This window comes from Variovorax sp. YR216 (assembly GCF_900107745.1).
GTDB lineage: Bacteria > Pseudomonadota > Gammaproteobacteria > Burkholderiales > Burkholderiaceae_C > Variovorax.
Map to the genome: position 1 here is coordinate 63,998 of NZ_FNRO01000008.1, position 25,147 is coordinate 89,144.

The following is a 25,147-nucleotide window of genomic DNA, read 5'->3' on the forward strand; positions in this document are numbered from 1 at the left end:
GGGCCGGCGAAGCTCGGCCGTTGGTGAAACACCGCGGAACCGGCTTGGCCGGTCCGCCGGTGTTGCCCCCCGGGTAGGGGGGTGCCCGAGCACACGCAGTGAGCGAGGCTGGAGGGCGAGCTAATTCAGCAGGCGCTCGGGGTTGGCGTCCAGCTTGGCCAGGGCCTCGCGGGTTGCGCGGACGGTGAGGGTTTCCTCTTCGGCGGGCACCAGCAGGCCGGCCTGCAGATAAGACGCCAGACGGCCCACCTGGATCAGGAAGCTGCGTCCGTCGCTGGACGCGAACAGGTGAAGCTGCTTGCGCTCGCTGCGCCACACGAACTGGACCTGGCTCACCCGGTCGTTGTGGTCGAGCATGAACCAGTTGCCCACCTGGAGTTCGTGCGCCCACGAAAGCATGTCTTCGCCCACCTTGGTGCCGGTGTCGGGCACGACCTCGATCGAGGCGGCATCCACGCCGAGCAGGAGCTCGATGCTGGCGGCGTCGAGCGGCACGTCCATCGTGCCCTCGTCGGACACGAAATCCTCGAGATTGGCGAGGCGCTTCGCCATCGCTTCGATCTTGGCCTGCGGGATCGCCTCGGTCTTCGACATGAACGCATCGGACAAGGTCGCGCCGATGGTCTTGATGTGCTGCTCCTGCGCGTCGCCGACGATGCCCAGCAGCGTCATGCCCTGGCGCAGGCGCTGGAGCAGCTTGGGAAGGTCCTGGATCACGCGGGTACGGTCGTTGCGGTTCGGCTTGGCGCTCGCAGCCCAGACGAGGTCAGACGCTGATCGCTTCAGCATCACGGTCTGCTCGTCCTGCGGCCCGTAGCGCAGCGCGGCGATGGCCAGAACTTCGGCCCAGACCTTGAAGAGGAACTCGCGGATCTCCTCGCGCACCGGCATGTCGTTGAGCATCTTGCGCAACTCGATGGTGTACTGGATCGCCATCGTCTCCTTCTGCTCGACCTGCTGCGCGACACTCATCACCTTCTGGGCGGTGTCGCTCTGCGTGAGGTATTTATTGAGGAAGGCGACGAATTCGTCGAACACCAGCTTGAACACCCGCTGGCCGGTTTCCGGGTATTGCTCGATCACCTGCACGACGCGGCGGATCTCGCCTTCGAGCGCACTGCCCGAAATGGCGGCGGCATCGAAGCCCATCACACAGGAGCCCATGCGGTCGATCAGCATGCGCGCCGGGTGCTGCAGGGTGCCGAAAAATTCGGGCTCGGCGATGGCCACGCGCAGCACGGGCATCTGCAGGCGCGCGAACCAGACGCGCGCCGAGAACGGGATGCGCTCCTCGGCGAGGATCGCCTGGAACATCAGCGCCACGATTTCCACCGTCGCCTTGTCGGCCGTCGTCGGCGCCCGCTTCTTGAGCTCGGCGCTGCGCCGCCGAAGGTCGACGGTGGCCTGGAGGACGGCCGTGGCCTCATCGCCGACGACATACTGAGACGCCGCGGCCTGGTAGGCGACCTCGGCATCCGCGATGGCCGCGGCAAAGGCCGGCGCGCCCCCCGCACCCATCGGCCCGCCCGCCCCATCGCCGGCGCCGGCTGCCGGTCGATGCTGCGTGATATCGCCGCCGATGCGCGCCGTCACGAAACGCTTGAGATTGAGCAGGACGCCCTGGGCGCGCTGGCGCGCAACAAGAAGCGGCGAGCCCCCGGTGGCGCCCATCACGTCGGCAGAAGACACGGCCGCGCCGCCGCGCCCTATGCCGACCCCGATCGCGGCCGGGGCGAAGCTGCCTGCAGGCAAGGCGTAGCCACCCCGTCCACCCGGCGGCAACTGCGCCGTCACGCCCATCGACGCGCTTCCCGAGGCATGGGAAGCCGCGAAGCTGCCGCCCAGCGCCGCCGCACCTGAATTGACCGAACCCGTGCGGCGCACGAAGCTCTTGAGGTCGATCTCCGGCATCACTTCCCGGCTGATCAGGTATGCGTTGGCGTCCTTGTAGGCCTTCAACATCGCATCGACCATGTGCGTCTGCATCTGGTCCTGAACCTTGGTCCAGAGCCCGCGGCTCAGGCCGCTGGCAAGCCACTGGTCGACCAGCACCTTCGCGAACGCCTCGGGCTTGAGGACGTCCTTGGCGTCGAGCTCGCTCGTCCCTTCGAGGTGCTGGATGCGCAGGCGCAGGTCGTTGAGCTCGAAGTTGGCCTTGTCCTGGATCGTCTGCGCGAGCCGCGACGACAGGATGTTCGTCTCGACCACCTCGTCGCCGATCAGCTCCAGGCGCAGCGAGTTGGAAGACGACCCGCCCGATGAACTGCTGGCCAGCGCCTTGCGCCACGCCTGGCGCGAATGCGCGACCCAGGCGGCCCCGTGCGACTGGAACGCCAGGAAGCCGTCCCGGTTCTCCTGCATGTCCCGGGAATTGCCGGTCTGCGAGGCCAACGCCACCAGCCGTTCGGTGATCGCATGGGCCACCGGCTCGATCACCCCCTCGGTGGCGGCGACGAAACGCTCGCGCGTCTCGCGGGAGATCTGGAGGGAAGAGGCGTGGGACCGCGTGCGCATGGAGGAGTGAGTCAGAACGTCTATTTGATTATTCGACAATCACGAGCTTGCATCGGGAAGGGAAAGCGCACAAGAGCCGACAATGCTCGGCAACCCCAACACCACGGTGACGCAGCGCCGGCCTTTCATGTTCAGACGGTCGCGCCCGCGTTCGGGTCGTCCGGATCGCCCTCGCGCTTGACCGGCCCCTTGACCAGATCCTCGCGCTTCACCCCCAGCCACATCGCGATGGCCGCGGCCACGAAGGCCGAGGAATAGATGCCGAAAAGAATGCCGATGGTCAGTGCCAGCGCAAAGTAGTGCAGCGTCGGGCCGCCGAAGAAGAACATCGACAGCACGACCAGTTGGGTCGAGCCGTGGGTGATGATGGTCCGGCTGATGGTCGAGGTGATCGCGTTGTCGATGACCTCGCGCGTGGACATCTTTCGATAGCGACGGAAGTTCTCGCGCACCCGGTCGAAGATCACCACCGACTCGTTCACCGAATAGCCCAGCACCGCCAGCACGGCAGCGAGCACCGCCAGCGAGAACTCCCACTGGAAGAAGGCGAAGAAGCCCAGGATGATCACCACGTCGTGCAGGTTGGCCAGCACGGTGGCCAGCGCGAACTTCCACTCGAAGCGGAAGGCCAGGTAGATCATGATGCCGACCACCACCATGCCCAGCGCCTTCAGACCGTTGGTGGTGAGTTCCTCGCCGACCTGCGGGCCGACGAACTCGGTGCCGCGCAAGGTGGCTGACGCATCGACCGCCTTGAGCGCCCCCATCACCTGCTCGCTCTGCTGGGCCGAGGTCTGGCCCTTCTGCACTGGCAGGCGGATCTGGATGTCGCGTGAAGTGCCGAAGTTCTGCACCAGCACGTCCTGGTAGCCGAGCTTGCCGATGGTTTCGCGCACCTTGCCGATGTCGACCGGCTGCTGGTAGGCCACTTCCATGACCGTTCCACCGGTGAACTCGACCGAGAGGTGAAGCCCGCGGTGGAACAGGAAGAACACCGCGAGGATGAAGGTGACGACCGAAACCGCGTTCAGCACCAGCGCATGGCGCATGAACGGGATCGTCTTGTGGATACGGAAGAATTCCATTTGGTCTGCCCCTTACTTCGCGTCGGCGGCGGCCTGGTTGGCCGGCTTCCACACGGTGCCGATCGACAGGGTCTTGAGCTTCTTCTTGCTGCCGTACCAGAGATTGACGAGGCCGCGCGAGAAGAACACGGCCGAGAACATCGAGGTGACGATGCCGATGCAATGCACCACCGCGAAGCCACGGATCGGTCCCGAGCCGAAGGCCAGCAGGGCGATGCCGGCGATCAGCGTGGTCACGTTGGAGTCGAGAATCGTGTTCCACGCCCGGTCGTAGCCGGCATGGATCGCGGCCTGCGGCGACGCGCCGCCGCGCAGTTCCTCGCGGATGCGCTCGTTGATCAGCACGTTGGAGTCGATCGCGACCCCGATCGCGAGCGCCATGGCCGCGATGCCCGGCAAGGTCAGCGTGGCCTGCAGCATCGACAGGATCGCCACCAGCAGAAGCAGGTTGACGGCCAGCGCGATCGACGAGAACAGGCCGAACAGCGCGTAGTACAGGCACATGAACACCATGATGGCCAGGAAGCCGTACATCACGCTGTTGAAGCCCTTCTGGATGTTGTCGGCACCGAGGCTCGGGCCGATGGTCCGCTCCTGGATGATCTCCATCGGCGCGGCCAGCGAACCGGCGCGCAGCAGCAGCGCGAGGTCGTTGGCTTCGACCACGTTCATGGCGCCGGAAATCTGGAAGCGGTTGCCCAGCTCACCGTTGATCGAAGGCGCAGTGAGCACTTCGCCGCGGCCCTTTTCGAAGATCAGGATCGCCATGCGCTTGTGCATGTTCTCGCGGCTGACGTCGCGCATGATGCGGCCGCCCTTGGCGTCCATGGTCAGGTCGACCTTGGGTTGCTGCGTCTGCGAATCGAAGCCGGGTTGGGCGTCCGTGAGGTTCTCGCCGGTGACGAGGACCTGCTTCTTCACGATCACCGGACGGCCGGTGCGATCGATGAACTTCTCGGAGCCGAACGGCACCGGGCCGGTGCCCTGCTCGGCCGCGCGGCCCTCGGCGCTCTCGTCGACCAGGCGCATTTCGAGCGTTGCGGTGCGGCCCAGGATGTCCTTGGCCTTCGCGGTGTCCTGCACGCCCGGCAACTGGACCACGATGCGGTCCAGGCCCTGCTGCTGGATGACCGGCTCGGCCACGCCCAGTTCGTTGATCCGGTTGTGCAGGGTGGTGATGTTCTGCTTGAGCGCGGCGTCCTGCAGCCGGCGTGCGGCCTCGGGCTTGATCGACAGCGTGAGCTTGTAGTCGGCGCCTTCCTGGCTTTCGACCGCGACCAGGTCCGGGAACTGGTCCTGGAGCAGCGCCTTGCCGGCATTGAGGCCCGCCGTGTCGCGGAAGCGCACCTCGACGGTCTGGCCGACGCGCGTCACCGACGTGCCGCGAACGCCCTTGTCGCGCAGGCCGGTGCGGATGTCGCCCGCGAAGGATTCGGCGCGCTTGTCCATCGCGCCCTGCATGTCGACCTGCAGCAGGAAGTCCACGCCGCCGCGCAGGTCGAGGCCGAGGTACATGGGGAAGGCATGCAGCGCGGTCAGCCAGGACGGCGAGCGCGACAGCAGGTTGAGCGCGACCACATAGGGCGGATCGCTCGGGTCCGGCACCAGCGCGTGCTGCAGCACGTCGCGTGCCTTGAGCTGGTCGTCGGTGTTCGTGAAGCGGGCGCGCACCGAAGTGGCGTCGAGCGTCAGCAGGTCAGGCGCCAGTCCGGCGGCCTTGAGGGCTTCCTCGATCCGGGTCCGGGTACCAGCGTCGACCTTGACGGTCGACTTGGCCGCCGACACCTGCACTGCAGGCGCCTCGCCGAAGAAATTGGGCAACGCGTAGATCAGCCCTACCAGCAGCACGATCACGATGATCGCGTACTTCCAAACAGGATAACGATTCATGCTCGCCCCCAGGCTTCGCGCACTTCGTGTCGCTTCGCCAACCCCCTACCGGGGGCGCTGCCGGTGGCCCGGCAAAGCCGGTTCCACGGCAGCCCACGAACGCGGCGCGCTACGCACAGCCGCTGAAAAAGGTCTTTGCTCATTGGATATGGCCGGCGAAGCCGGGCCTGTTGGTGAAACACCGCGGAACCGGCTTCGCCGGGCCGCTGGTGTTGCCCCCGGTAGGGGGTGCCCGAGCACACGAAGTGAGCGAGGCTGGGGGGGAGCATTTACTTTATTGCGCCCTTGGGAAGCACCTGGACGACCGCGCTGCGCTGGATCTGGACTTCGACGCCCTTGGCGATTTCGATCGTCAGGTACTGCTCGCCGAGTTGGGTGATCTTGCCGAGCACGCCGCCCGCGGTGGCGACTTCGTCGCCTTTGGCCAGCGCCTCGATCATGGCGCGGGCTTCTTTCTGGCGCTTCATCTGCGGCCGGATCATGACGAAGTACAGCACCACGAACATGAGGAGCAGCGGCAGCATGCTACCGAGCGACGACATCATGTCACCGCCGCCGGCGGCGGGCGCGGACTGGGCGAAAGCAGAAGAAATGAACAAGGGAATCTCCAGCAGAGGGAAGAAAACAAGCGCGCCGGCCTCCCGCACAACACAGGAGGTCCGCCGGTCCGCGGCGATGCGAGCACGCCGCGCAGCGCGGGGCTTGGCCGCGCACAGCACCGGGCATTGTAGATGTTGCTCGCCCCCAGGCTGCGCGCACTGCGTGTCGCTTCGCCACCCCCCTGCCGGGGGCAACACCAGCGGCCCGGCAAAGCCGGTTCCGCGGTGTTTCGCGAACAGGCCTAGCCTGAGTAGGGGCTATGCCGCCGCCCGGGCGGGCTGCGGATCGCGCCACTTGCCCATCAGCTCGGCCCAGCGGGTGCGCGCCGCGGCCAGGTTGCGGTCCTTGACGTGGCCATAGCCGCGGATCTGCTCGGGCAGGCCCGCAATCTCGACGGCGAGCGCATGGTTGGCGGCGGTCAGCCCGCCAAGCACCTCGTCGATGCTCGCGCGGTATTGGCCGATCAGGGCGCGCTCGGTCTTGCGTTCCTCGGTGCGGCCGAAGACGTCGAGCGCCGTGCCCCGCAGCCCCTTGAGCTTCGCCAGCAGCCGGAAGCCGGTGAGCATGGCCGGGCCGAATTTCTGCTTCTGGAGCTGGCCCTTGGCGTTCTTCTTCGCGGTGAGCGGTGGCGCAAGGTGGTAGTTGAGCTTGAAATCCTTGCCCATCTGCCCCTCGAACATGCCCTCGATTCGCTGGAGGAAGGCCGGATCGCTCTGCAGTCGCGCGACTTCGTACTCGTCCTTGTAGGCCATCAGCTTGAACAGGTAGCGCGCCACCGCTTCACTGAGACTGGTCTTGCCCAGCGCCGACTCGGCCTTCTGCACCTTGGCGACGAAGGTCCTGTATTCCTCCGCATAGGCGGCGTTCTGGTAGCCGGTCAGGAACTCGACGCGCCGCGCAACCAGCGTATCGACCGAATCACGCTTCTTGAACTCGATGATCTGGCCAGGCTGGACGCGCTTTTGCACCTCTTGCGGCCGCTGCGCCGCCTGCCGGCCCCACTCGAAAGCCATCTTGTTGTTCTCGACCGCCACGGCGTTGAGCTCGATCGCGCGCATCAGCGACGCATGCTCGAGCGGGATCCACCCCTTCTGCCAGGCATAGCCCAGGATCATCGGGTTGACGTAGATGCTGTCGCCCATCAGCGAGGTCGCCGCCGCGTCGGCATCGAAGGCGCCGACCGCATCGGCGCCGACCGCGCGCGCGATCTCGGCCGCGCAGGCTTCCTGCGGGTTCTGCCAGTTGGCGTTGCGCACGAACGCTGCCGTGGGGCTGCTGTGGCTGTTGAGCGCGACGTGCGTGCGTCCTTCGCGCATGCGCGCCATCGTCTCGGCATTCACGCTGACCAGCGGGTCGCAGGCCAGCACCAGGTCGGCCGCCGCGGTGCCGACGCGCGTGGTGCGGATGTCGTCCTGCGTGTCGCCGATCAGCACGTGGCTCCAGGTCGCACCGCCCTTCTGGGCGAGACCGGCCGCGTCCTGCGTGACGATGCCCTTGCCTTCGATGTGCGCAGCCATGCCGAGAAGCTGGCCGATGGTGATCACGCCGGTACCGCCGACGCCGGCCACGACCACCCCCCAGACCAGCCCGCCCGCTAGCGAAGGCAGCGCCGGCTCGGCCAGCGCACCCAGCTCGGCGGGCGCCGCGCCCTTGCCCTTGGCCTTCTTCTTGAGCTGGCCGCCTTCCACCGTCACGAAACTCGGGCAGAAGCCCTTCAGGCAGCTCATGTCCTTGTTGCAGGTGCTCTGGTTGATCGTGCGCTTGCGGCCGAACTCGGTCTCCAGCGGCTCGACCGACAGGCAGTTGCTCTGCACGCTGCAATCGCCGCAGCCTTCGCACACCAGCTCGTTGATGACGACGCGCCGCGCCGGATCAACCGCCGTGCCCCGCTTGCGGCGGCGGCGCTTCTCGGTGGCGCAGGTCTGGTCGTAGATGATGGCCGTCGTGCCCTTGATCTCGCGGAACTCGCGCTGGATCTCGTCGAGCTCGTCGCGATGCCGCACCTTCACGTTGTCGCCCGGCACGTGCAGGCCTTCGTACTTCTCGGGCTCGTCGGTGACCACGACCACCTTTGCCGCGCCTTCGGCATGCAGGCTCTCGGCGATCTGCAGCACCGAGTGGCCCTCGGGCCGCTCGCCGACCTGCTGGCCGCCGGTCATCGCGACCGCGTCGTTGTAGAGGATCTTGTAGGTGATGTTCACGCCGGCCGCGATGCTCTGCCGGATCGCGAGCAGCCCGCTGTGGAAGTAGGTGCCGTCGCCGAGGTTCGCGAAGATGTGCTGCTCGTTCGTGAACGGCTGCTGGCCGACCCATGGCACGCCTTCGCCGCCCATCTGCGTGAAGCCGATGGTCGAACGGTCCATCCAGGTCGCCATGAAGTGGCAGCCGATGCCGGCCATCGCGCGCGAGCCTTCGGGCACCACGGTGCTGGTGTTGTGGGGGCAGCCCGAGCAGAACCACGGCTGGCGGGTCGCATCGGCCGCGCTGACGATCTGCGGACCGGCCATGGCGCGCTCCTTGGCTTCGAGAATGGCCAACTGCGCATCGATACGCGCCGCCATGTCGGCGCCGGCCGCCGCGAGGATGCCGGTCTTCTTGAGCCGCTGCGCGATCGCCTTGGCGATCAGCGCCGGGTTCAGGTCGGCATTGGCGCGCAGCAGGGTATGCGCGGTCGGGTTGGGCATCGACCATTCGCCGCCCGAGTAGCCCTCGGCCTCGTGCACCTCGCCTTCGTCGAACTTGCCGACCACGTTGGGCCGCACGTCGCCGCGCCAGTTGTAGAGCTCTTCCTTGAGCTGGTATTCGATGACCTGGCGCTTTTCCTCGACCACCAGGATTTCCTGCAGGCCGGTCGCGAAGTCGCGGGTGAGCTGCGCCTCCAGCGGCCACACCACCGCGACCTTGTGCAGCCGGATGCCGAGCTGCCGGCAGGCCGCGTCATCGAGGCCCAGGTCGATCAGCGCCTGGCGCGTGTCGTTGAAGGCCTTGCCGCTGGCCATGATGCCGAAGCGGTCGTTCGGGCCTTCGATCACGTTGTGGTTGAGCCGGTTGGCGCGGATGTAGGCCAGCGCGGCGTACCACTTGTAGTGCATCAATCGCGCTTCCTGCTCCAGCGCATGGTCGGGCCAGCGGATGTGCAGGCCGCCCGGCGGCATCTGGAAATCGGTGGGCATCACGATCTCGACGCGCTCGGGATCGATCATCGCGGTGGCGCTCGATTCGACGATCTCCTGGATCGTCTTCATCCCCGACCAGATGCCGGCAAAGCGGCTCATTGCGAAGGCGTGGATGCCCAGGTCGAGGATTTCCTGCACGTTGGCCGGGAAGAACACCGGCGTGCCGCAGGCCTTGAAGATGTGGTCGCTCTGGTGCGCGGCGGTCGAGCTCTTGGAGATGTGGTCGTCGCCAGCCACCGCGATCACGCCGCCCCACGGGGTGGTGCCGGCCATGTTGGCGTGCTTGAAGACGTCGGAGCAGCGGTCAACGCCCGGGCCCTTGCCGTACCAGATGCCGAAGACGCCGTCGAACTTGTTGGTGCCCGGCGGCGCGAAGCCCAGTTGCTGCGTGCCCCAGAGCGCGGTGGCCGCGAGCTCTTCGTTCACGCCCGGCTGGAAGACGATGTTCTGCTGCTTGAGGTACTTGCTGGCCTTCCACAGCGCCTGGTCGTACCCGCCGAGGGGCGAGCCGCGGTAGCCGCTGATGAAGCCCGCGGTGTTCTTGCCCTGCTGCTGGTCGCGCAGTCGCTGCAGCATCGGCAGCTTGACCAGCGCCTGGACGCCGCTCATGAAGGCGCGGCCGTAGTCCAGCGAGTATTTGTCGTCGAGCGTGACCGTTTCGAGGGCCTTGCGGATGTGCTCGGGTAGCGGGGCGTTCATCGTGTCTGTCTCCAGTGGGCTTTGCCTCGTGGGCGTGGCTTGCGCGGCGTCCGGGTTTGGATACCGCTCGGCCATCATGTCGCAAAGTGTATGCCTGCTCTTCTGACAGGTGTTTGCGTTCTTTGCCCATTCCGCACGCCTTTCAGAAAGACTCTTTCTTAAAATGCGTAGAAATGGAAAGCATCGATAAGTTCGACCTCGCAATCCTGCAAGAACTGCAGACCGACGGGCGACTCACCAACGCCGAACTCGCGCAACGCGTCGGCCTCTCGGCCGCACCCTGCTGGCGCCGGGTGCGCGCACTGGAGGAAGCCGGCTACATCAAGGGCTATCACGCCGAGATCGACCGGCACAAGATCGGGCTCGGCGTGCTCGCTTTCGTGCGTGTCGACACCGAACGCACCACCGGGGACCTCACGCGCAGGCTCGAGGACGCGATCCGCAAGCTGCCGGAAGTGATCGCCTGCCACTACATCAGCGGCACCGGCACCTTCGAACTCCAGGTGGTGGCGCAGGACCTCGACAGCTTCTCGCGCTTCGCACTTCAGCACCTCCTGAACCTGCCGAACGTGAAGGACATCCACACCAGCTTCTCGCTCGGCGAGGTCAAGGCGAGCCACGCGCTGCCCCTCGGGCATCTGGCCCTGCGCACCGCGCGCTGACACGCAGCCACAATAGCCTTCGATGCCGCCGATCTCTCCCCAGGAAATGCCTTCCGCCCGCGCGCTGCCGGCGCGCGTCGGTCCTCTCGAACCCCTGAAGCTCCCCGTGTTCCGCATGCTGTGGAGCACCTGGCTCATCGCCAACATCTGCATGTGGATGAACGACGTGGCGGCCGCGTGGATGATGACCTCGCTCACGACCTCGCCGATGTGGGTCGCGCTGGTGCAGTCGGCATCGACCCTGCCGGTGTTCCTGCTCGGGCTGCCGAGCGGTGCGCTGGCCGACATCCTCGACCGGCGGCGCTGGCTGGTCGCGACCCAGTTCTGGCTCGCCGGTGCGGCGATCGTGTTGTGCGCCGCGGTCGTGCTCGACCTCATGACCGCGCCGCTCCTGCTCGCATTGACCTTCGCCAACGGCATCGGCCTGGCCATGCGCTGGCCGGTGTTCTCGGCCATCGTGCCCGAACTGGTGCCGCGCACGCAACTGCCGGCCGCCCTCGGCCTCAACGGCATCGCGATGAACGCCTCGCGCATCATCGGCCCGCTGCTCGCGGGCACGCTGATCGCGAGCGCCGGCACGGTGTGGGTGTTCGGGCTTAACGCGGTGATGTGCGTGGCCTCGGGCTTCGTGGTGCTGCACTGGCGGCGCGAGCACACGCCGAGCCCGCTCGGCCGCGAGAAGCTGGTCAGCGCGATCCGCGTGGGCGTGCAGTTCGTGCGCCAGTCGCGGCGCATGCGCGCGGTGCTCACCCGGGTGGCGATCTCCTTCCTGCATTCGACCGCGCTGCTCGCGCTGCTGCCGCTGCTGGCGCGCAACCTCCATGGCGGCGGGGCCGGCACCTTCACGCTGCTGCTGGCCGCGATGGGCGCGGGCGCGATCGTGGCGGTGCTTTTCCTGCCCCGGCTGCGTCAGGCGATGGCGCGCGACCAGCTCGTCCTGCGGGGCACGATGCTGCAATCCGCCGCGGCGGCGGTGATGGCGGTCGCTCCGAATGCGTGGGTGGCGGTCCCGGCGATGCTCCTGAGCGGCATGGCGTGGATCACCGTCGCCAATTCGCTGTCGGTCTCGGCCCAGCTCGCGCTGCCTGACTGGGTTCGTGCGCGAGGCATGTCGATGTACCAGATGGGGATCATGGGCGCGAGCGCCTTCGGTGCCGCGCTGTGGGGACAGGTGGCCGAGATCACCTCACTCTATGTCAGCCTCGGCGTCGCGGCGGCGAGCGGCGTGGTGTGCATGTGGACCGCCGTGCGCTATGTGACCGACGGCGCCGGCGAGGAGGACGACACCCGTCCCGCCACCCAGGGCTGGGCCCAGGGACCACCCGACAGCCCGCCCGACGAGCAAGGCCGCGTGATCATCACGGTCGAGTACCTGATCGACCCCTCCCGCGCCGCCGCCTTCCGGCTGGTGATGCACGAGACGCGCCGCGCGCGGCTCAGCCAGGGCGCGATCGCCTGGGAACTGCTTCACGACATCGCCGAGCCCCATCGCTATGTCGAGCAGATCACCGACGAGACGTGGACCGAGCACCTGCGGCGCTTCCATCGCGCCACGGCAGCGGACATGGCGCTGCGGGAGCGGCGGCTGGCCTTCCACAAGGGCGAATCGCTGCCCGTGATCACGCGCTACATCGTCCATCGCTGAGTCACAATCCGCGGGCATGAGCTCCCGCCCGATCATTCCGATGGGGGCTCGCACTGCAGTGCGAAGCATGGAAGTTACCCAATGAACCATCGCCTCCTCGGCCTCTTTGTCGCATGTGCCGTCGTGCTTCTGGCGTTCGCAGCCCTCGCTGTGGCGCTGACGCGCAGCGACGGTGCGCCGCCGGGCACGATCCCTCCCCCCGCGCCGCCGGGAACGCTCCCGATCGCGGTGCTGGGCGACTCCAACAGCCACTCCTATCAGGACCGCGTTGCCTTTCCGCTCGGAAGCCACGAGCGCGGGGGCGCGCTGCGGGATCAGACCTTCCAGTGGACCGAGGTGCTCGCCCGGCTGCGCGGCAACGAACTCGACTTCGGCCCCTGGGTGCACTGGGGACGCCCGTGGTGGTCGGCCTGGGCACGCGATCGGGTGGGACTGCTGCCGTCGCGCACGCCGATCAAGGAAGACTACCTGTACAACTTCGCGACCTCCGGCGGCGCCTGCAAGAACCTCATGGGCGACGGGCTCGGCTTCCGGTATCCGCAGGTGCCGCGACTGCTTGCGTTGATGAAGGAACAGCCCGGGCGCTGGCAGAACGGCGTGGTCGTGATCTACATCGGCGCGAACGACTGGAATCCCTACCTGGACGTGATGGCGCGCGACCCCGACGCACCCGAACTGCGCCGCGTGATCGGCTACTGCACGCAACAAATCGGCCGCGCGATCGAGGCGATCCATGCCTTGCACCCCTCGGTGCGCATCCTGCTCGCCGGCATCACCAACCAGGGCGATGACCCGGCCCTGCACGGAAAGTACCGCGACGCGACCTCGCCATCCAACATCCGCAAGGCGCTCGCCGGTGCCAACGCCGCCTTTCGCGGGATCGCCGAGGCCGATCCGAAGCGGATCGCCTTCTTCGACGCCAATGCCTGGGCCGTGGAACGCTGGGGCGTCCGCGGCCCCCATGGCGAGCCGGACTTCAAATCCGTCCACCTCGGAAGACTGACGGTGACCCACACGATGGGCGACGAGCCCGGCAACACCATGCTCGTGGACGACCACGCCGGCCTCGCCTGGAACGTGCTCTGGGCGCAATCGATCCTCGCGCGGTTGCGTGAAGCCTTCGGGCTGCCGCTGACGCCGATCAGCGACGACGAGGCGGCGCGCTTCGTCGACGCGACCACCGCCAGGCCGTAGCCGCCTACTTGAAGAACAGCAGCCGCGTCACGAAAGTGTGGCCGGCCTCCGCGAACATCAGCCCGACAAGCACCAGCAGGGCCAGGGGCGGCATCAGGATCGCATAGACCAGCGACAGCCGTTCCCACGCCATGTGCATGAAGACCGAGACGATCAACCCCGCCTTCAGCAGCATGAAGAGGACGATGAGCGACCAGCGCAGCAGGCCCTGGAAGTGGAAGTAGTCGACCAGGTACGACATCGTGCTCAGCACGAAGAGCAGCCCCCATATCTTGAGATAGAGGCTGATCGGATGCTGCTGGCCGGTGCCGCTGGATGTGCCGGATGGATTCATGGTCGACCTCACCAGAGATAGAACAGCGCGAAGATGAACACCCACACCAGGTCGACGAAGTGCCAGTACAGGCCCGCGATCTCGACGATCTGGTAGTTGCCGCTCTTGTCGTAGTCGCCGCGCACGAGCTTGAAGGCCACCGTGAGAAGGTAGACGACGCCCGCGGAAACATGCAGCCCGTGGAAGCCGGTGATCATGAAGAAGGCCGAGCCGAATTGCGCCGCGCCCATCGGATTGCCCCAGGGCCGCACGCCCTCCTCGAGGATGAGCTTGGACCATTCGAAGGCCTGCATGCCCACGAAGATCTCACCGAAGGTGGCGGTCACGATCATCAGCGTGGCCGCGTTGATCTTGTCGCGGCGGTAGGCGCAGTTGACCGCCATCGCCATCGTGCCGCTGCTGCTGATGAGGATGAAAGTCATGATCGCGATCAGCAGCAACGGCACGTTCGCACCGCCGACATGAAGCGCGAAGACTTCGCTCGGATTGGGCCAGTTCGCGGTGGTCGACACGCGCACCGTCATGTAGCCGATGAGGAAGCAGCTGAAGACGAAGGTGTCGCTCAAAAGGAAGATCCACATCATCGCCTTGCCCCACGAGACGTGGAAGGCGCGGCGGTCGGACGACCAGTCGGTGACCAGGCCGCGCAGCCCTTCGGCGGCGGCGCCCGCGGTGGCGTGAGGTGCAACGGTCACGGTGCTCATGGAGGCCCTTTCAGACAGTGCCGCAGATGAAGCGCGCCACCTCCGGCGTGACCCAGGCGAGCAGCGCGAACAGCGCCAGCCACACCGCCAGCATGAAATGCCAGTAGCGTGCGCACAGCGCGATGCGCCAGCCGCCATCGATCGTCTCGCGCCGGAAGGTGCGCATCACCCAGCCCCACGCGATCAGCCCGCCGGCCACGTGCAAGCCGTGCATGGCGGTCAGCAGATAGAAAAAGCTGCCGGCCGGGTTTCCGGCAGGCATCACCTGCGCATTTAGCAGCGCGTTCCAGGCCCAGAGCTGCGCGCACAGGAATGCGATCGCGCAAAGGCCGCCGGCGAGCAGCAGTCCGCGCGTGCGCATCGCGTCCGCGCGACGCGCCGCCGCGCTCGCGCGCTGCAAGGCCAGGCTGCCGGCGACGAGCAGCGCCGTGCTGATCCAGAGCTGCCGCGGCAGCGCGAGCGTCACGGCATCGCTGCTGTTCATGCGCATCAGGTAGGCCATCGCGAAGAGCGAGAACAGCGCCGTGACCACGCCCATGAAGACCCAGAGCCCGATGCTCGCCGCGTTCGCGCGGGCCTCGCCGGGACCGGTGCCGCGGTCGATGCGCGGGGCGACCCATGTCGCGGTCATGCCGGCACTCCATGGGCCTCGCCCTTGCCGTGCGCTTCGGGCTCCACGCCACCGGCTTCCAGCGGGGCGTTCTGCGGGATGAAGTCCTCCTTCGCGCCGGGCGTTCCGTAGGCGTAGGCCCAGCGATAGACCACCGGCAGGTGCGGCCCCCAGTTGCCGTGCGGCGGCGGCGTCGTCGGCGTCTGCCATTCGAGCGATGCAGACTTCCAGGGATTGGCGGTCGCAGGCCGGCCGCGCCACAGGCTCCACGCGAGGTTGGCGATGAAGACGAACTGCGCGGCGCCGACGATGAGCGCGACCACCGTGATGAACTCGTTCAGCGCGAACGCCGATTGCGGAATGAACTTGTACCCGTCGAAGTTGTAGTAGCGCCGCGGCATCCCGAGCACGCCGAGGTAGTGCATCGGGAAGTAGATCAGGTAGGTGCCGAGGAAGGTGATCCAGAAATGCAGGTGCCCGAGCCGGTCGTCCAGCATGCGGCCGGTGACTTTCGGGTACCAGTGATAGATGCCGCCGAACACCACCAGAAGCGGCGCCACGCCCATCACCATGTGGAAGTGCGCGACCACGAAGTAGGTGCCCGACAGCGGGATGTCCACGCTCACGTTGCCGAGGAAGAGCCCTGTGAGCCCGCCGATCGCGAAGGTGCAGACGAAGGCCAGCGCGAACAGCATCGGCACCGACAGGTGGATGTCGCCGCGCCACAAGGTGAGCAGCCAGTTGTAGACCTTGATCGCCGTCGGCACCGCGATGATCAGCGTGCTGGTCGCGAAGAAGAAGGCGAAGTACGGATTCATGCCAGCCACGAACATGTGGTGCGCCCACACGACGAGGCTGAGCACGCCGATCGCGACGATCGCCCACACCATCATCCGGTAGCCGAAGATGCATTTGCGCGCGTGCACGCTGATGAGGTCGGAGACGATGCCGAAGGCCGGCAGCGCCACGATGTAGACCTCGGGGTGCCCGAAGAACCAGAACAGGTGCTGGAACAGCAGCGGGCTGCCGCCCTTGTAGTTCGTGACCTGTCCCATCGACACCAGTGCCGGCATGAAGAAGCTGGTGCCCGCCGTGCGGTCGAGCAGCAGCATCACGCCGCTGACGAACAGCGCCGGGAAGCCCAGCAGCGCGAGGATGGTCGCGACGAAGATGCCCCAGACGGAGAGCGGCATGCGCATCAGCGTCATGCCCTGGCAGCGCGCCTGCAGCACCGTGGTCACGTAGTTGAGGCCGCCCATCGTGGTCGCGACGATGAAGATGACGAGCGACACCAGCATGAGCTGGATGCCGCCCTCGTAGCCCGGCGTGCCGGGCAGGATCGACTGCGGCGGATAGAGCGTCCAGCCCGCGCCGGTCGGCCCGCTGCCGACGAAGAAGCTCGCCATCAGCACCAGCACCGACAGCAGGTACACCCAGAAGCTCAGCATGTTGAGGTAGGGGAACACCATGTCCCGCGCGCCGACCATCAGCGGGATGAGGTAGTTGCCGAAGCCGCCGAGGAAGAGCGCGGTGAGCAGGTAGATCACCATGATCATCCCGTGCATCGTCACGAACTGGTAGTAGCGCTCGGGGTTGATGAACTCGAAATGCCCCGGGAAGCCGAGCTGCAGCCGCATCAGGTTCGACAGCACGAGGCCGACCACGCCGACCGTGATCGCCGTGCAGGCGTACTGCACCGCGATCACCTTGTGGTCCTGGCTCCAGACGTAACGCGTCAGGAAGCTCTTGGGCTCGTGCTGATGCCCGCTGTCGTCTTCGTCGTGCGGATTCATCGCTGTGCCTTCTGTTCGGTGGCGGGCTGCGCGGGCGTACTGCCGAGGCTCTGGATGTAGGCCACCAGCGCATCCAGTTCTTCCTTGCTCAAATCCATCTTGGGCATGACCGGCGGGAAGCCCTTCACGCGCCGCGCCATCGGGTCGGTGATGAAGCTGCGCAGGTACGCCTCGTCGACCAGTGCGCGCGAGTCGTCTTCCATGGTCTCGGTCTTGCCGAACAGGCCCTTCCACGTCGGCCCGACGCGCGGGCTGCCGTCGATGGTGTGGCAGGCCACGCACCCCTTGGATTCGGAGAGCGCGCGCCCCTGCTCGATGCGCGCACCGGCGCCGGCTGCACCCTCGCCCGACGGTGCAGGCGCCGCCTTGACCTGGGTCTTCGCGAACGTCGGCAACGTCGCCTGCCAGGCCTGGAAGGCCGCCGCGTCCTCCACCACGACGAAGCCGCGCATGTTCGGATGCCCCACGCCGCAGAGCTGCGCGCACAGGGCCTCGTAGCGCCCCGCGACCGTCGGCGTGAACCAGAAGCGGCTCATCTGCCCCGGCACGCTGTTCATCCGCGCGCGGAAGGGTGGCACGTAAAAGTCGTGCAGCACGTCGTGCGAGCGGATCAACACCAGAACCGGCTTGCCCAGCGGCAGGTGCACTTCGTTGGACGCGACCAGCAGATCGTCCTGCCCCGCAGGATCGGACGGATCGAGGCCGAAGGGATTGCCGCCCACCACGAAGCGCGCGTCGGTCGCGCCGAGCTTGCCGTCGGCCCCCGGGAAGCGGTAGTGCCACTGCCATTGCAGGCCGAGCACTTCGAGCACCAGCGCATCCGGCGGCGACCTGACGTAGTTGGCATACACCACCAGCCCCGGCGCCAGCAACGCCGCGATGCCCACGGAGGTGCCGATGATCAGCCAGCGTTCGAGCTTCTTGTTCTCCGGCTCATGCTGCGCGCGCCGTCCTTCGCGATGGCGATAGCGGATCAGCGCATAGACGACGAAGAGATTGATCGCGACGAAGAAGATGCCGGTGATGACCAGCGTGATCGTCAGCGTGTCGTCCATCGACTTCCAGTTGGAGGCGAGCGGCGTTGTCCACCACGGACTGAAGAGGTGGAACAGCACGGAGCCGACCACGATGACGAGGAGGACGATGGCCATGACCATGGGGGGTTCCTCGTCTCGTCATTGCCATCGTGGGGGGTGGTCCGCGGGCGCTTCAGCGAAACGCCGGGACCTCCTGCGCCTCGCCCTCGAAGAGGGCCTCGGGATGCGTCGTGCGCAGCAGCGACTCGATCTGCTCGGCGCGCGCACGCGGCGGATCCACCATCAGCAGGATCCATCCCTGGTTCATCGCGCCCTCGAAGCGCTGCAGGCAGGGGCTAGGGATCGAAATGCCGATCATGCTGGCCGACCAGGCGCCGACCACGCCGCCCATCACGCCCAGCACCACCACCAGCTCCCATTCGGGCTCGTCGCCCATGACAGGGAAGTTGAGGCCCGCGATCAGCCCGACGATCATTCCGCAGGCGCTGCCGATGGCCCAACCGGTCTTCGCGGCGTGAACGAGGTCCGAGGTCTGCCAGACATTCGCCGCGTGAAGGCCGGCCATGTCCGTGCCTTCCGAAGCGGCGAAATGAATGTGCGCAACGTCGACGCGCGCCTGCACGAGATCGTGCATCGCGCGCCTGGCGCTCGCCAGGTCCGGCATCAGCCAGTAAATGCGTCTGCGCATCGCACCCTCCTTTCCGTCTTTCGACGAATAAGGAACCATGACGACTTATATGCCCATGGGGCGCGTTGATCAAGTCGGATCGACGGGTCAGCCCAGCGGCAGGAGAAGCCGGAGGACGCCGCCTGCAGTGACGAGGCGGCCGGGGTCATGGGTCTCCTCGAGCACGCCGCTCAACCGCTTGACCAAGCTCGGGCTGCGCCGCGCGCGCCACACGAGGAGGTCGGCGAGCCACGGGTGGTTGTTGATGCGATTCGCCTGCTCGTAGGCCGCGAAGCGCGGCTTCAGCGAATCCAGCGCGGCCTCGTAGCGCGCGCTCACCTGCTCGTCCGCGCCCGCGTCCTGTGCCTCGGCGATCGCTTGCGCGGCGTGCATGCCGGTTTCCAGCGCCTTGCCGATGCCTTCGCCGGTGAACTGGTAGGTACTGCCGGCCGCCTCGCCCGCCACCAACAGCCCGGGCCTTGACCAGCGCGCACCCGCGAGGGAGCACCGCAGCGGCGCGCCCTTGAAGGGGCCGAGCAGCTCGCCGCCCTCCATCAGCTCGCGCGCGGGCGGATGGATGCGCTTGAAGGCATCGAAGAGGTCCCGCAGGTTCACGTCCCCATCGTGCGTCACGCCGACGCCGATGTTGAACACGCCGGCGGCGCACGGAAAGATCCAGCCGTAGCCGCGCCGCAGCGCGCGGTGCCACACCACTTCGAGACCGGTGCAGCGCGCCGCCATCGCCTCGTGCTTCACATAGCCGCGCAGTGCGATGCCGCTTCGCGCCTTGTGCGTGCACAGGCCTGCCGCCGTCAGCGGGCCCGATGCGGCGCCGGTGGCGAGCACGGTCCATTTCGCAGCCACCGGCCGCACAACGCCGCCGGGCAGCACGAGCCGCGCGCCGGCAACGCGCCCGCCGGCATCGACGAGCGGCGCCTCGAACTTCGCCGGCGCGAGCCAGCGCGCACCCGCGCCGAGCGCAGCCTGTCTGAGAATTTCATCGAGCTCCCGGCGAGGCAGCACCGCCAGCCGCGCGGGCACCTCGACCCGCCCGCCGCTCGGCCCCACGCAGCCGACCTGCGTCGAGGCGCGGGCGCGCGCGAGCACTTCGCCCTGCACGCCCAGGCGCTCGAGCGCGCGGTGCGCATCCGGGATCAAACCGTCGCCGCAGACCTTGTCACGTGGGAAGTCGTGCTGATCGGCGAGCACGACATCGAGTCCTGCGCGCGCCAGCATCTGCGCGCAGGCGCTGCCGGCGGGCCCGGCGCCGATTACGAGCACGTCGCACGCGGACAATGAAGGCATCTGCGAGTTCGACATCACGGGTTCGAGTGAGAGGTCGCAGATATTACGGCCGGCGTCGGGCACGCGCCGCCGCCGCACCGCATGGCGCGGCCTGCCATGCGCCGCGCATCGAGACGGATCGCGAAGACGCCAATTTGACCGATCGGTCACTTAAAACCCCCTGTTCATGCCGCGATTACCGTTCGTTTCATCACCAACAGCAGCACATCGGGAAAACGCTAAGCCTCCTTTTTTGACCGAGTGGATAATTTAGACACCTTCACGATGAACGAGGTGTTCGATGAGTTCCACCCGACCGCGCAGCCGCTTCTGGTCCGACCTGACCAGCGAAGAGTTTTCCCGCCTCGATCGCTCCCGGCTCATCGCCGTGCTGCCGGTCGGCGCCACTGAGCAGCACGGCCCGCACCTGCCGATGTCCACCGACACGGCCACCATCGACGGCATGGTGCAGGCGACCCTTCCGCACCTGCCGAACGATCTTCCGGTGCTCTTCCTGCCCACGGTGCCTTATGGCAAGAGCAACGAGCATTCGCGCTACCCCGGCACGCTGACCGTTTCCGCCACCACCCTGATCTCGCTGTGGACGGACATCGGCGCCAGCGTGGCGAAGGCCGGCGTGCGCAAGCTGGTGCTCTACAACAGCCACGGCGGGCAGATGTCGGTGATGGACATCGTCGCGCGCGACCTGCGCGAAGCCCACGGGATGATGGTCGTCGCGGCCAACTGGTACACGCTGGGCCTGCCCGAAGGCCTCTTCACTGCGCACGAAGGCAAGCACGGCGTGCATGCCGGCGATCTCGAAAGCTCGGTGATGCTGCACCTCACGCCCGACTACGTGCGGCCCGAGAACTTCCGCAACTTCCACTCGATGACGGAAGACCTCGCGAAGGAGAACAGGTACCTCTCGATCACGCCCAGCGGCAAGCTCGGCTGGCAGATGCACGACATCAACCCGGCGGGCGCGGCCGGCGACGCCACCCGCGCCACCGCCGCGAAGGGCAAGGCGGTGCTCGATCACGTGGGCGAGCGCTTCGCCCTGTTGCTGCGCGAGGTCGACCGCTTCCCGCTCGAACGCCTCGACAACGAACCAGCCTGGGCGTGACCCAATGAGCACGACGAGCACCCCCGCGCAGCCGCTGGTCAGCCTGCGCAACGTCAGCAAGCGCTTCGCCAACGGCACACTCGCGCTGCAGGGCATGACGCTCGATTGCGGCGAACACGACTTCATCAGCTTTCTCGGCCCGTCGGGCTGCGGCAAGAGCACGGCCCTGCGCCTGATCGCGGGCCTGACGCGGATCAGCGCGGGCGAGGTGGCATGGTCCCAGGCGGGCGCCGCATCGTCGGGCATCGACCGCGAGCTGGGCTTCGTCTTCCAGGAGCCGACGCTCATGCCCTGGGCCAAGGTGTTCGACAACGTCTGGCTGCCGCTCAAGCTCGCCGGCGTCAAGCGCGACGCGGCCGAGCCGGTCGTCTCGCAGGCGCTCGAAATGGTCGGGCTCTCGCGCTTCGCCAACGTCTATCCGCGCGAGCTGTCGGGCGGCATGAAGATGCGCGTGTCCATCGCGCGCGCGCTCGTCACCCGCCCGCGCCTGCTGCTGATGGACGAGCCCTTCGCCGCGCTCGACGAGATGACGCGCATCAAGCTCAACAACGACCTGCTGGCGATCTGGCGCGAGCACCGGTTCTCGATCATCTTCGTCACGCACAGCGTCTACGAATCGGTCTACCTGTCGAACCGCATCGTCGTGATGGCGCCCCGGCCCGGCCGTGTGATCGAGGAGATCCGCATCGACGAGCCCTACCCGCGCGGCGAAGCCTTCCGCACCTCCAGCCGCTACAACGCGCACTGCACCGCGGTGTCCCAGTCCCTGCACGGAGCCCTCCATGGCATCGACATCGATCACTGACAATCCGGCGCTCGCCGACGTGCAGGCCACCCCCTCGGCCGCCGACCTGCAGGCGCGCGACGATCGCATCCGCCGCCGCGAATCGCTGCTGCGTGTTGCGGTGCCCACCGTCGTCATCGCAGGCCTTCTGCTGCTGTGGGAAGTGCTGGTGCGCGTGAACAACGTGCCGCACTACATCATTCCCGCGCCGTCGCTGATCCTCACCACGCTCATCGACAACTGGGACACGCTGTCGAGCGCACTGTGGTTCACCGTCAAGCTCACGCTGCTCGCGCTGGTGGCGGCCATCGTCGGCGGCGTGCTGCTCGCGATCGCGTTCGCGCTTTTCAAGTGGGTGGAGATCGGGCTGTTCCCGATCGCGGTGATCCTGCAGGTGACACCCATCATCGCGATCGCCCCGCTGATCCTCATCTATGTGTCGAGCACCACCGCCGCGCTGCTCCTGTGCGCGTGGATCGTGGCCTTCTTCCCGATCCTGTCGAACACGGTGATCGGCCTGAAGAGCGCCGACAGCAACCTGCGCGACCTGTTCCAGCTCTACAAGGCCTCGCCATGGCAGCTGTTCCGCTACCTGCTGGTGCCGAGCGCGCTGCCGTACTTCATGGCCGGGCTGAAGATCGCCGGCGGGCTGAGCCTGATCGGCGCCGTGGTCGCGGAGTTCACCGCAGGCACCGCAGGCCGCGAGACGGGGCTGGCCTCGCGCATTCTCGAATCGAGCTTCCGCACCGAGATCCCGATGATGTTCGCGGCGCTGCTCCTGGTGTCGCTTCTCGGCATCGTGATCTTCCTCGTGTTCGCAGCGCTCTCGCGCACGGTGCTCGGCCACTGGCACGAGAGCGAAATGCGCGGCGAGCGCTGAAGGAACGCACGATGTCTTCGACCGAACTCATCGAACGCCCCGAGGCTGCGGCCATCGACTGGGAAGCCGTGAAGCGCGACCTCCACGGCCTGAACGTGATCGTCTCGCCGGGCCAGCGCAAGCAGCTCTCCAAAGACTTCTACTGGTACAGCCCGATCCTCACGGAGCAGCTTGCCGGCTGCGTGGCCGATCTCGTGGTCAAGGTCTCGACCGAGGACGATGTCCGGCAGGCCGTCGCGGTCGCGGCGAAGTGGAAGCTGCCGATCACCGTGCGCGCGGGCGGCACCGGCAACTACGGCCAGTGCGTGCCGCTCGAGGGCGGCCTGGTGCTCGACGTGACGCAGTTGAGCCGCGTGCTCGACATCGCCGACGGCCGGGTGCGCGTGCAGGCCGGCGCGCGCATGCACGACATCGAACAGGCTGTCGCCGAGACCGGGCAGGCACTGCGCATGTGGCCGTCGACCTGGCATGTCGCCTCGATCGGCGGCTTCATCGCGGGCGGCTTCGGCGGCATCGGCTCGATCCGTCACGGCATCCTGCGCGACCCGGGCAACCTGCTGCGCGCGCGCGTGATGACGGTGGAACGCGAGCCCCGAATCATCGAGCTGCAAGGCGACGAGATCCAGCAGGTGCACCACGCCTACGGCACCAACGGTGTCATCACCGAAGTGGAAGTGGCACTGAGCCCCGCCGTGGAATGGGTGCATTGCATCGCGCTCTTCGACACCTACCGCCGCGTGCTGGACTTCGGCGTCGCCGCGAGCACGCCGTCGCTGGAACTCTTCCTCCTGTCGGCCGTCGATGCGCGCTTCTCGCCGTACTACGCGATGCTCGGTGCGCACTTTCCGCCGGACAAGCATGCGATGTTCGCGATGGTCGCGCCGGACTCGATGGATCGGTTCCGCGCGCTCGTCGCCGTACACGGCGGCAGCATCTCGCTGGAAGGCACCGAGGCACAGCTCCACGCCGCCGGCCTGCCACCGGCCTACGAGTGCGCCTACAACCACACCACGCTTCAGGCGCTGAAGGTCGACCGCACCTGGACCTACCTGCAGGTGGCCTACGCGCAGCCCTTCGACCCGGCGGTGGTGGACCGGCACATCGCGATCTTCGGCGACGACGTGCTGCAGCACCACGAGTTCGCCCGCGCCGGCGGCGAGTACGGCACCTTCGCGATCCTGCTCGTGCGCTGGAAGGGCGAGGCGCACCAGTACGAGGTGATCCGGGAGATCGAATCGCAGGGCGGATGCCAGATCTTCAACCCGCATGTCGTGACCATCGAGGACGGCGGCATGAAGACCATCGACACGCAGCAGATCGAATTCAAGAAGCGCAGCGACCCGATGGGCCTGATGAACCCCGGCAAGACACGCGGCTGGCGGCCCGAAATGGCCCGCGACGCCTGATCTTTTTCCACCAACAGAGACAACCCAAGGAACCACCATGCACTTCAAACCGGACTTCATCGCGCGCGGCCTGGTCGCCGCGCTCATCGCCAGCAGCGCCGCCGCGGCGTTCGCGCAGGACAAGGTCGTGCTCGCCACCAACTGGCGCGCGCAGCCCGGCCACGGCGGCTTCTACCAGGCGCTGGCCGACGGCACCTACAAGAAGTACGGCCTCGACGTCGACATCCAGCAGGGCGGCCCGCAGGTCAACAACCGCCCGATGTTGCCGGCGGGCAAGGTCGATTTCCTGATGACCGGCAACATGCTGATGGCCTTCGACAACATCAAGCAGAAGGTGCCGACGGTCGTGGTCGCGGCCTACTTCCAGAAGGATCCGCAGGCCATCATTGCCCACCCCGGCCAGGGCTTCGACAAGTTCGCCGATCTCGCCAAGGCCAAGACGGTGCTGCTCGCGAAAGACGGGCAGATCAGCTACTGGCAGTGGATGAAGAAGGCCTACGGCATGCGCGACGAGCAGGTGCGTCCGTACAACTACAGCCTGTCGCAGTTCCTCGCCGACAAGCAGGCGGTGCAGCAGGCCTACGCCACCTCCGAGCCGCTCGCGGTGGAGAAGCAGGCCGGCTTCAAGCCGGTGGTGCTGTCGCTGGCCGATGCGGGCTGGTCGACCTACGGCATGGTGATCGAGACGCGCCAGGATCTGGTGAAGAACAAGGCCGACATGGTCCGCCGCTTCGTCGAGGCCTCGAACATCGGCTACTACAACTACCTGTACGGCGACCGCAAGGCGGCCGACGAGATGATCAAGAAGATCAACCCCGACATCACCGACGAGTACATCGAGAAGTCGATCCCGATCCTTCGCGCGCACATCGACGTGGGCGACGCGACCACCAAGGGCATCGGCGCGATGAGCGACGAGCGCATGAAGGACTTCTACGACAAGACCGTCTCGGCCGGCCTCTACAAGTCCACCGACTTCAACTACCGGGACGCCTATACCACGCAGTTCGTCAACAAGGGCACGGGCGTGGAACTCCGCAAGGCGGCCGCCAAGTAAGGA

The 25,147-nt window shown here is 67.0% G+C and carries 20 protein-coding genes; 8 read left to right on the forward strand and 12 right to left on the reverse strand.

Features of this window, described 5'->3' with window-relative positions; translation table 11 throughout:
• Positions 1-120 precede the first annotated feature (120 nt).
• The 5 genes from BLW05_RS20490 to BLW05_RS20510 form a co-directional block, all read right to left on the reverse strand.
• The gene (locus tag BLW05_RS20490; protein WP_093165408.1) at positions 121-2,514 is read right to left on the reverse strand and encodes a DUF1631 family protein; all 2,394 of its coding nucleotides are present in this window, start codon (positions 2,512-2,514) and stop codon (positions 121-123) included.
• Positions 2,515-2,645: 131 nt separating this feature from the next.
• The gene (gene secF, locus BLW05_RS20495; protein ID WP_093165409.1) at positions 2,646-3,599 is read right to left on the reverse strand and encodes a protein translocase subunit SecF; all 954 of its coding nucleotides are present in this window, start codon (positions 3,597-3,599) and stop codon (positions 2,646-2,648) included.
• A 12-nt stretch (positions 3,600-3,611) separates the two neighbouring features.
• The gene (gene secD, locus BLW05_RS20500) at positions 3,612-5,489 is read right to left on the reverse strand and encodes a protein translocase subunit SecD (RefSeq protein WP_093165410.1); all 1,878 of its coding nucleotides are present in this window, start codon (positions 5,487-5,489) and stop codon (positions 3,612-3,614) included.
• Between the two features lie 269 nt (positions 5,490-5,758).
• Entirely contained in the window at positions 5,759-6,088 is a 330-nt protein-coding gene (gene yajC / locus BLW05_RS20505; protein ID WP_093165411.1) for a preprotein translocase subunit YajC, read from the reverse strand.
• Positions 6,089-6,346: 258 nt separating this feature from the next.
• Positions 6,347-9,964: an indolepyruvate ferredoxin oxidoreductase family protein gene (locus BLW05_RS20510; RefSeq protein ID WP_093165412.1), complete on the reverse strand. Its 3,618-nt coding sequence runs from the start codon at positions 9,962-9,964 to the stop codon at positions 6,347-6,349.
• A gap of 173 nt (positions 9,965-10,137) precedes the next feature.
• Here BLW05_RS20510 and BLW05_RS20515 point away from each other — a divergent pair, with 173 nt between their 5' ends.
• From BLW05_RS20515 to BLW05_RS20525, 3 genes are all read left to right on the forward strand, one after another.
• Positions 10,138-10,626: an Lrp/AsnC family transcriptional regulator gene (locus BLW05_RS20515; RefSeq protein WP_093165413.1), complete on the forward strand. Its 489-nt coding sequence runs from the start codon at positions 10,138-10,140 to the stop codon at positions 10,624-10,626.
• A gap of 22 nt (positions 10,627-10,648) precedes the next feature.
• Entirely contained in the window at positions 10,649-12,271 is a 1,623-nt protein-coding gene (locus BLW05_RS20520) for an MFS transporter (protein WP_093165414.1), read from the forward strand.
• An 81-nt stretch (positions 12,272-12,352) separates the two neighbouring features.
• Complete coding sequence (locus BLW05_RS20525) at positions 12,353-13,465, forward strand: SGNH/GDSL hydrolase family protein (protein ID WP_093165415.1); 1,113 nt, start codon at positions 12,353-12,355, stop codon at positions 13,463-13,465.
• Positions 13,466-13,469: 4 nt separating this feature from the next.
• Here the strand turns inward: BLW05_RS20525 and BLW05_RS20530 are convergent, their stop codons facing one another.
• The 7 genes from BLW05_RS20530 to BLW05_RS20560 form a co-directional block, all read right to left on the reverse strand.
• Positions 13,470-13,799, reverse strand: a complete 330-nt coding sequence (locus tag BLW05_RS20530) for a cytochrome C oxidase subunit IV family protein (protein WP_093165416.1) — start codon at positions 13,797-13,799, stop codon at positions 13,470-13,472.
• 8 nt (positions 13,800-13,807) lie between these two features.
• The gene (locus BLW05_RS20535) at positions 13,808-14,503 is read right to left on the reverse strand and encodes a heme-copper oxidase subunit III family protein (RefSeq protein ID WP_093165417.1); all 696 of its coding nucleotides are present in this window, start codon (positions 14,501-14,503) and stop codon (positions 13,808-13,810) included.
• Between the two features lie 10 nt (positions 14,504-14,513).
• Positions 14,514-15,134, reverse strand: coding sequence for a cytochrome c oxidase subunit 3 (locus BLW05_RS20540; RefSeq protein ID WP_093165418.1), 621 nt, complete (start codon positions 15,132-15,134; stop codon positions 14,514-14,516).
• Entirely contained in the window at positions 15,131-16,906 is a 1,776-nt protein-coding gene (locus BLW05_RS20545) for a cytochrome c oxidase subunit I (RefSeq protein WP_093165419.1), read from the reverse strand. The genes BLW05_RS20540 and BLW05_RS20545 overlap by 4 nt, the downstream gene beginning before the upstream one ends.
• Positions 16,903-18,063 (reverse strand): cytochrome c oxidase subunit II, encoded by a 1,161-nt coding sequence (locus BLW05_RS20550; RefSeq protein ID WP_093165420.1) that lies wholly within the window; start codon positions 18,061-18,063, stop codon positions 16,903-16,905. The genes BLW05_RS20545 and BLW05_RS20550 overlap by 4 nt, the downstream gene beginning before the upstream one ends.
• A gap of 52 nt (positions 18,064-18,115) precedes the next feature.
• Positions 18,116-18,631 (reverse strand): DUF1269 domain-containing protein, encoded by a 516-nt coding sequence (locus tag BLW05_RS20555; RefSeq protein WP_093165421.1) that lies wholly within the window; start codon positions 18,629-18,631, stop codon positions 18,116-18,118.
• Between the two features lie 87 nt (positions 18,632-18,718).
• Complete coding sequence (locus BLW05_RS20560) at positions 18,719-19,915, reverse strand: NAD(P)/FAD-dependent oxidoreductase (protein WP_256330413.1); 1,197 nt, start codon at positions 19,913-19,915, stop codon at positions 18,719-18,721.
• A gap of 280 nt (positions 19,916-20,195) precedes the next feature.
• Between BLW05_RS20560 and BLW05_RS20565 the strand changes: the two genes are divergently transcribed.
• From BLW05_RS20565 to BLW05_RS20585, 5 genes are read left to right on the forward strand one after another with little or no spacing between them, the layout of a single operon-like run.
• Positions 20,196-21,017, forward strand: coding sequence for a creatininase family protein (locus tag BLW05_RS20565; protein ID WP_093165423.1), 822 nt, complete (start codon positions 20,196-20,198; stop codon positions 21,015-21,017).
• A gap of 4 nt (positions 21,018-21,021) precedes the next feature.
• Entirely contained in the window at positions 21,022-21,822 is an 801-nt protein-coding gene (locus BLW05_RS20570) for an ABC transporter ATP-binding protein (RefSeq protein ID WP_093165424.1), read from the forward strand.
• Positions 21,800-22,681, forward strand: coding sequence for an ABC transporter permease (locus tag BLW05_RS20575; protein WP_093165425.1), 882 nt, complete (start codon positions 21,800-21,802; stop codon positions 22,679-22,681). The genes BLW05_RS20570 and BLW05_RS20575 overlap by 23 nt, the downstream gene beginning before the upstream one ends.
• Positions 22,682-22,692: 11 nt before the next feature.
• On the forward strand, positions 22,693-24,087 hold the full coding sequence (locus tag BLW05_RS20580) for an FAD-binding oxidoreductase (RefSeq protein WP_093165426.1): 1,395 nt from the start codon (positions 22,693-22,695) through the stop codon (positions 24,085-24,087).
• Between the two features lie 37 nt (positions 24,088-24,124).
• On the forward strand, positions 24,125-25,144 hold the full coding sequence (locus BLW05_RS20585) for an ABC transporter substrate-binding protein (RefSeq protein WP_093165427.1): 1,020 nt from the start codon (positions 24,125-24,127) through the stop codon (positions 25,142-25,144).
• Positions 25,145-25,147: the final 3 nt, after the last annotated feature.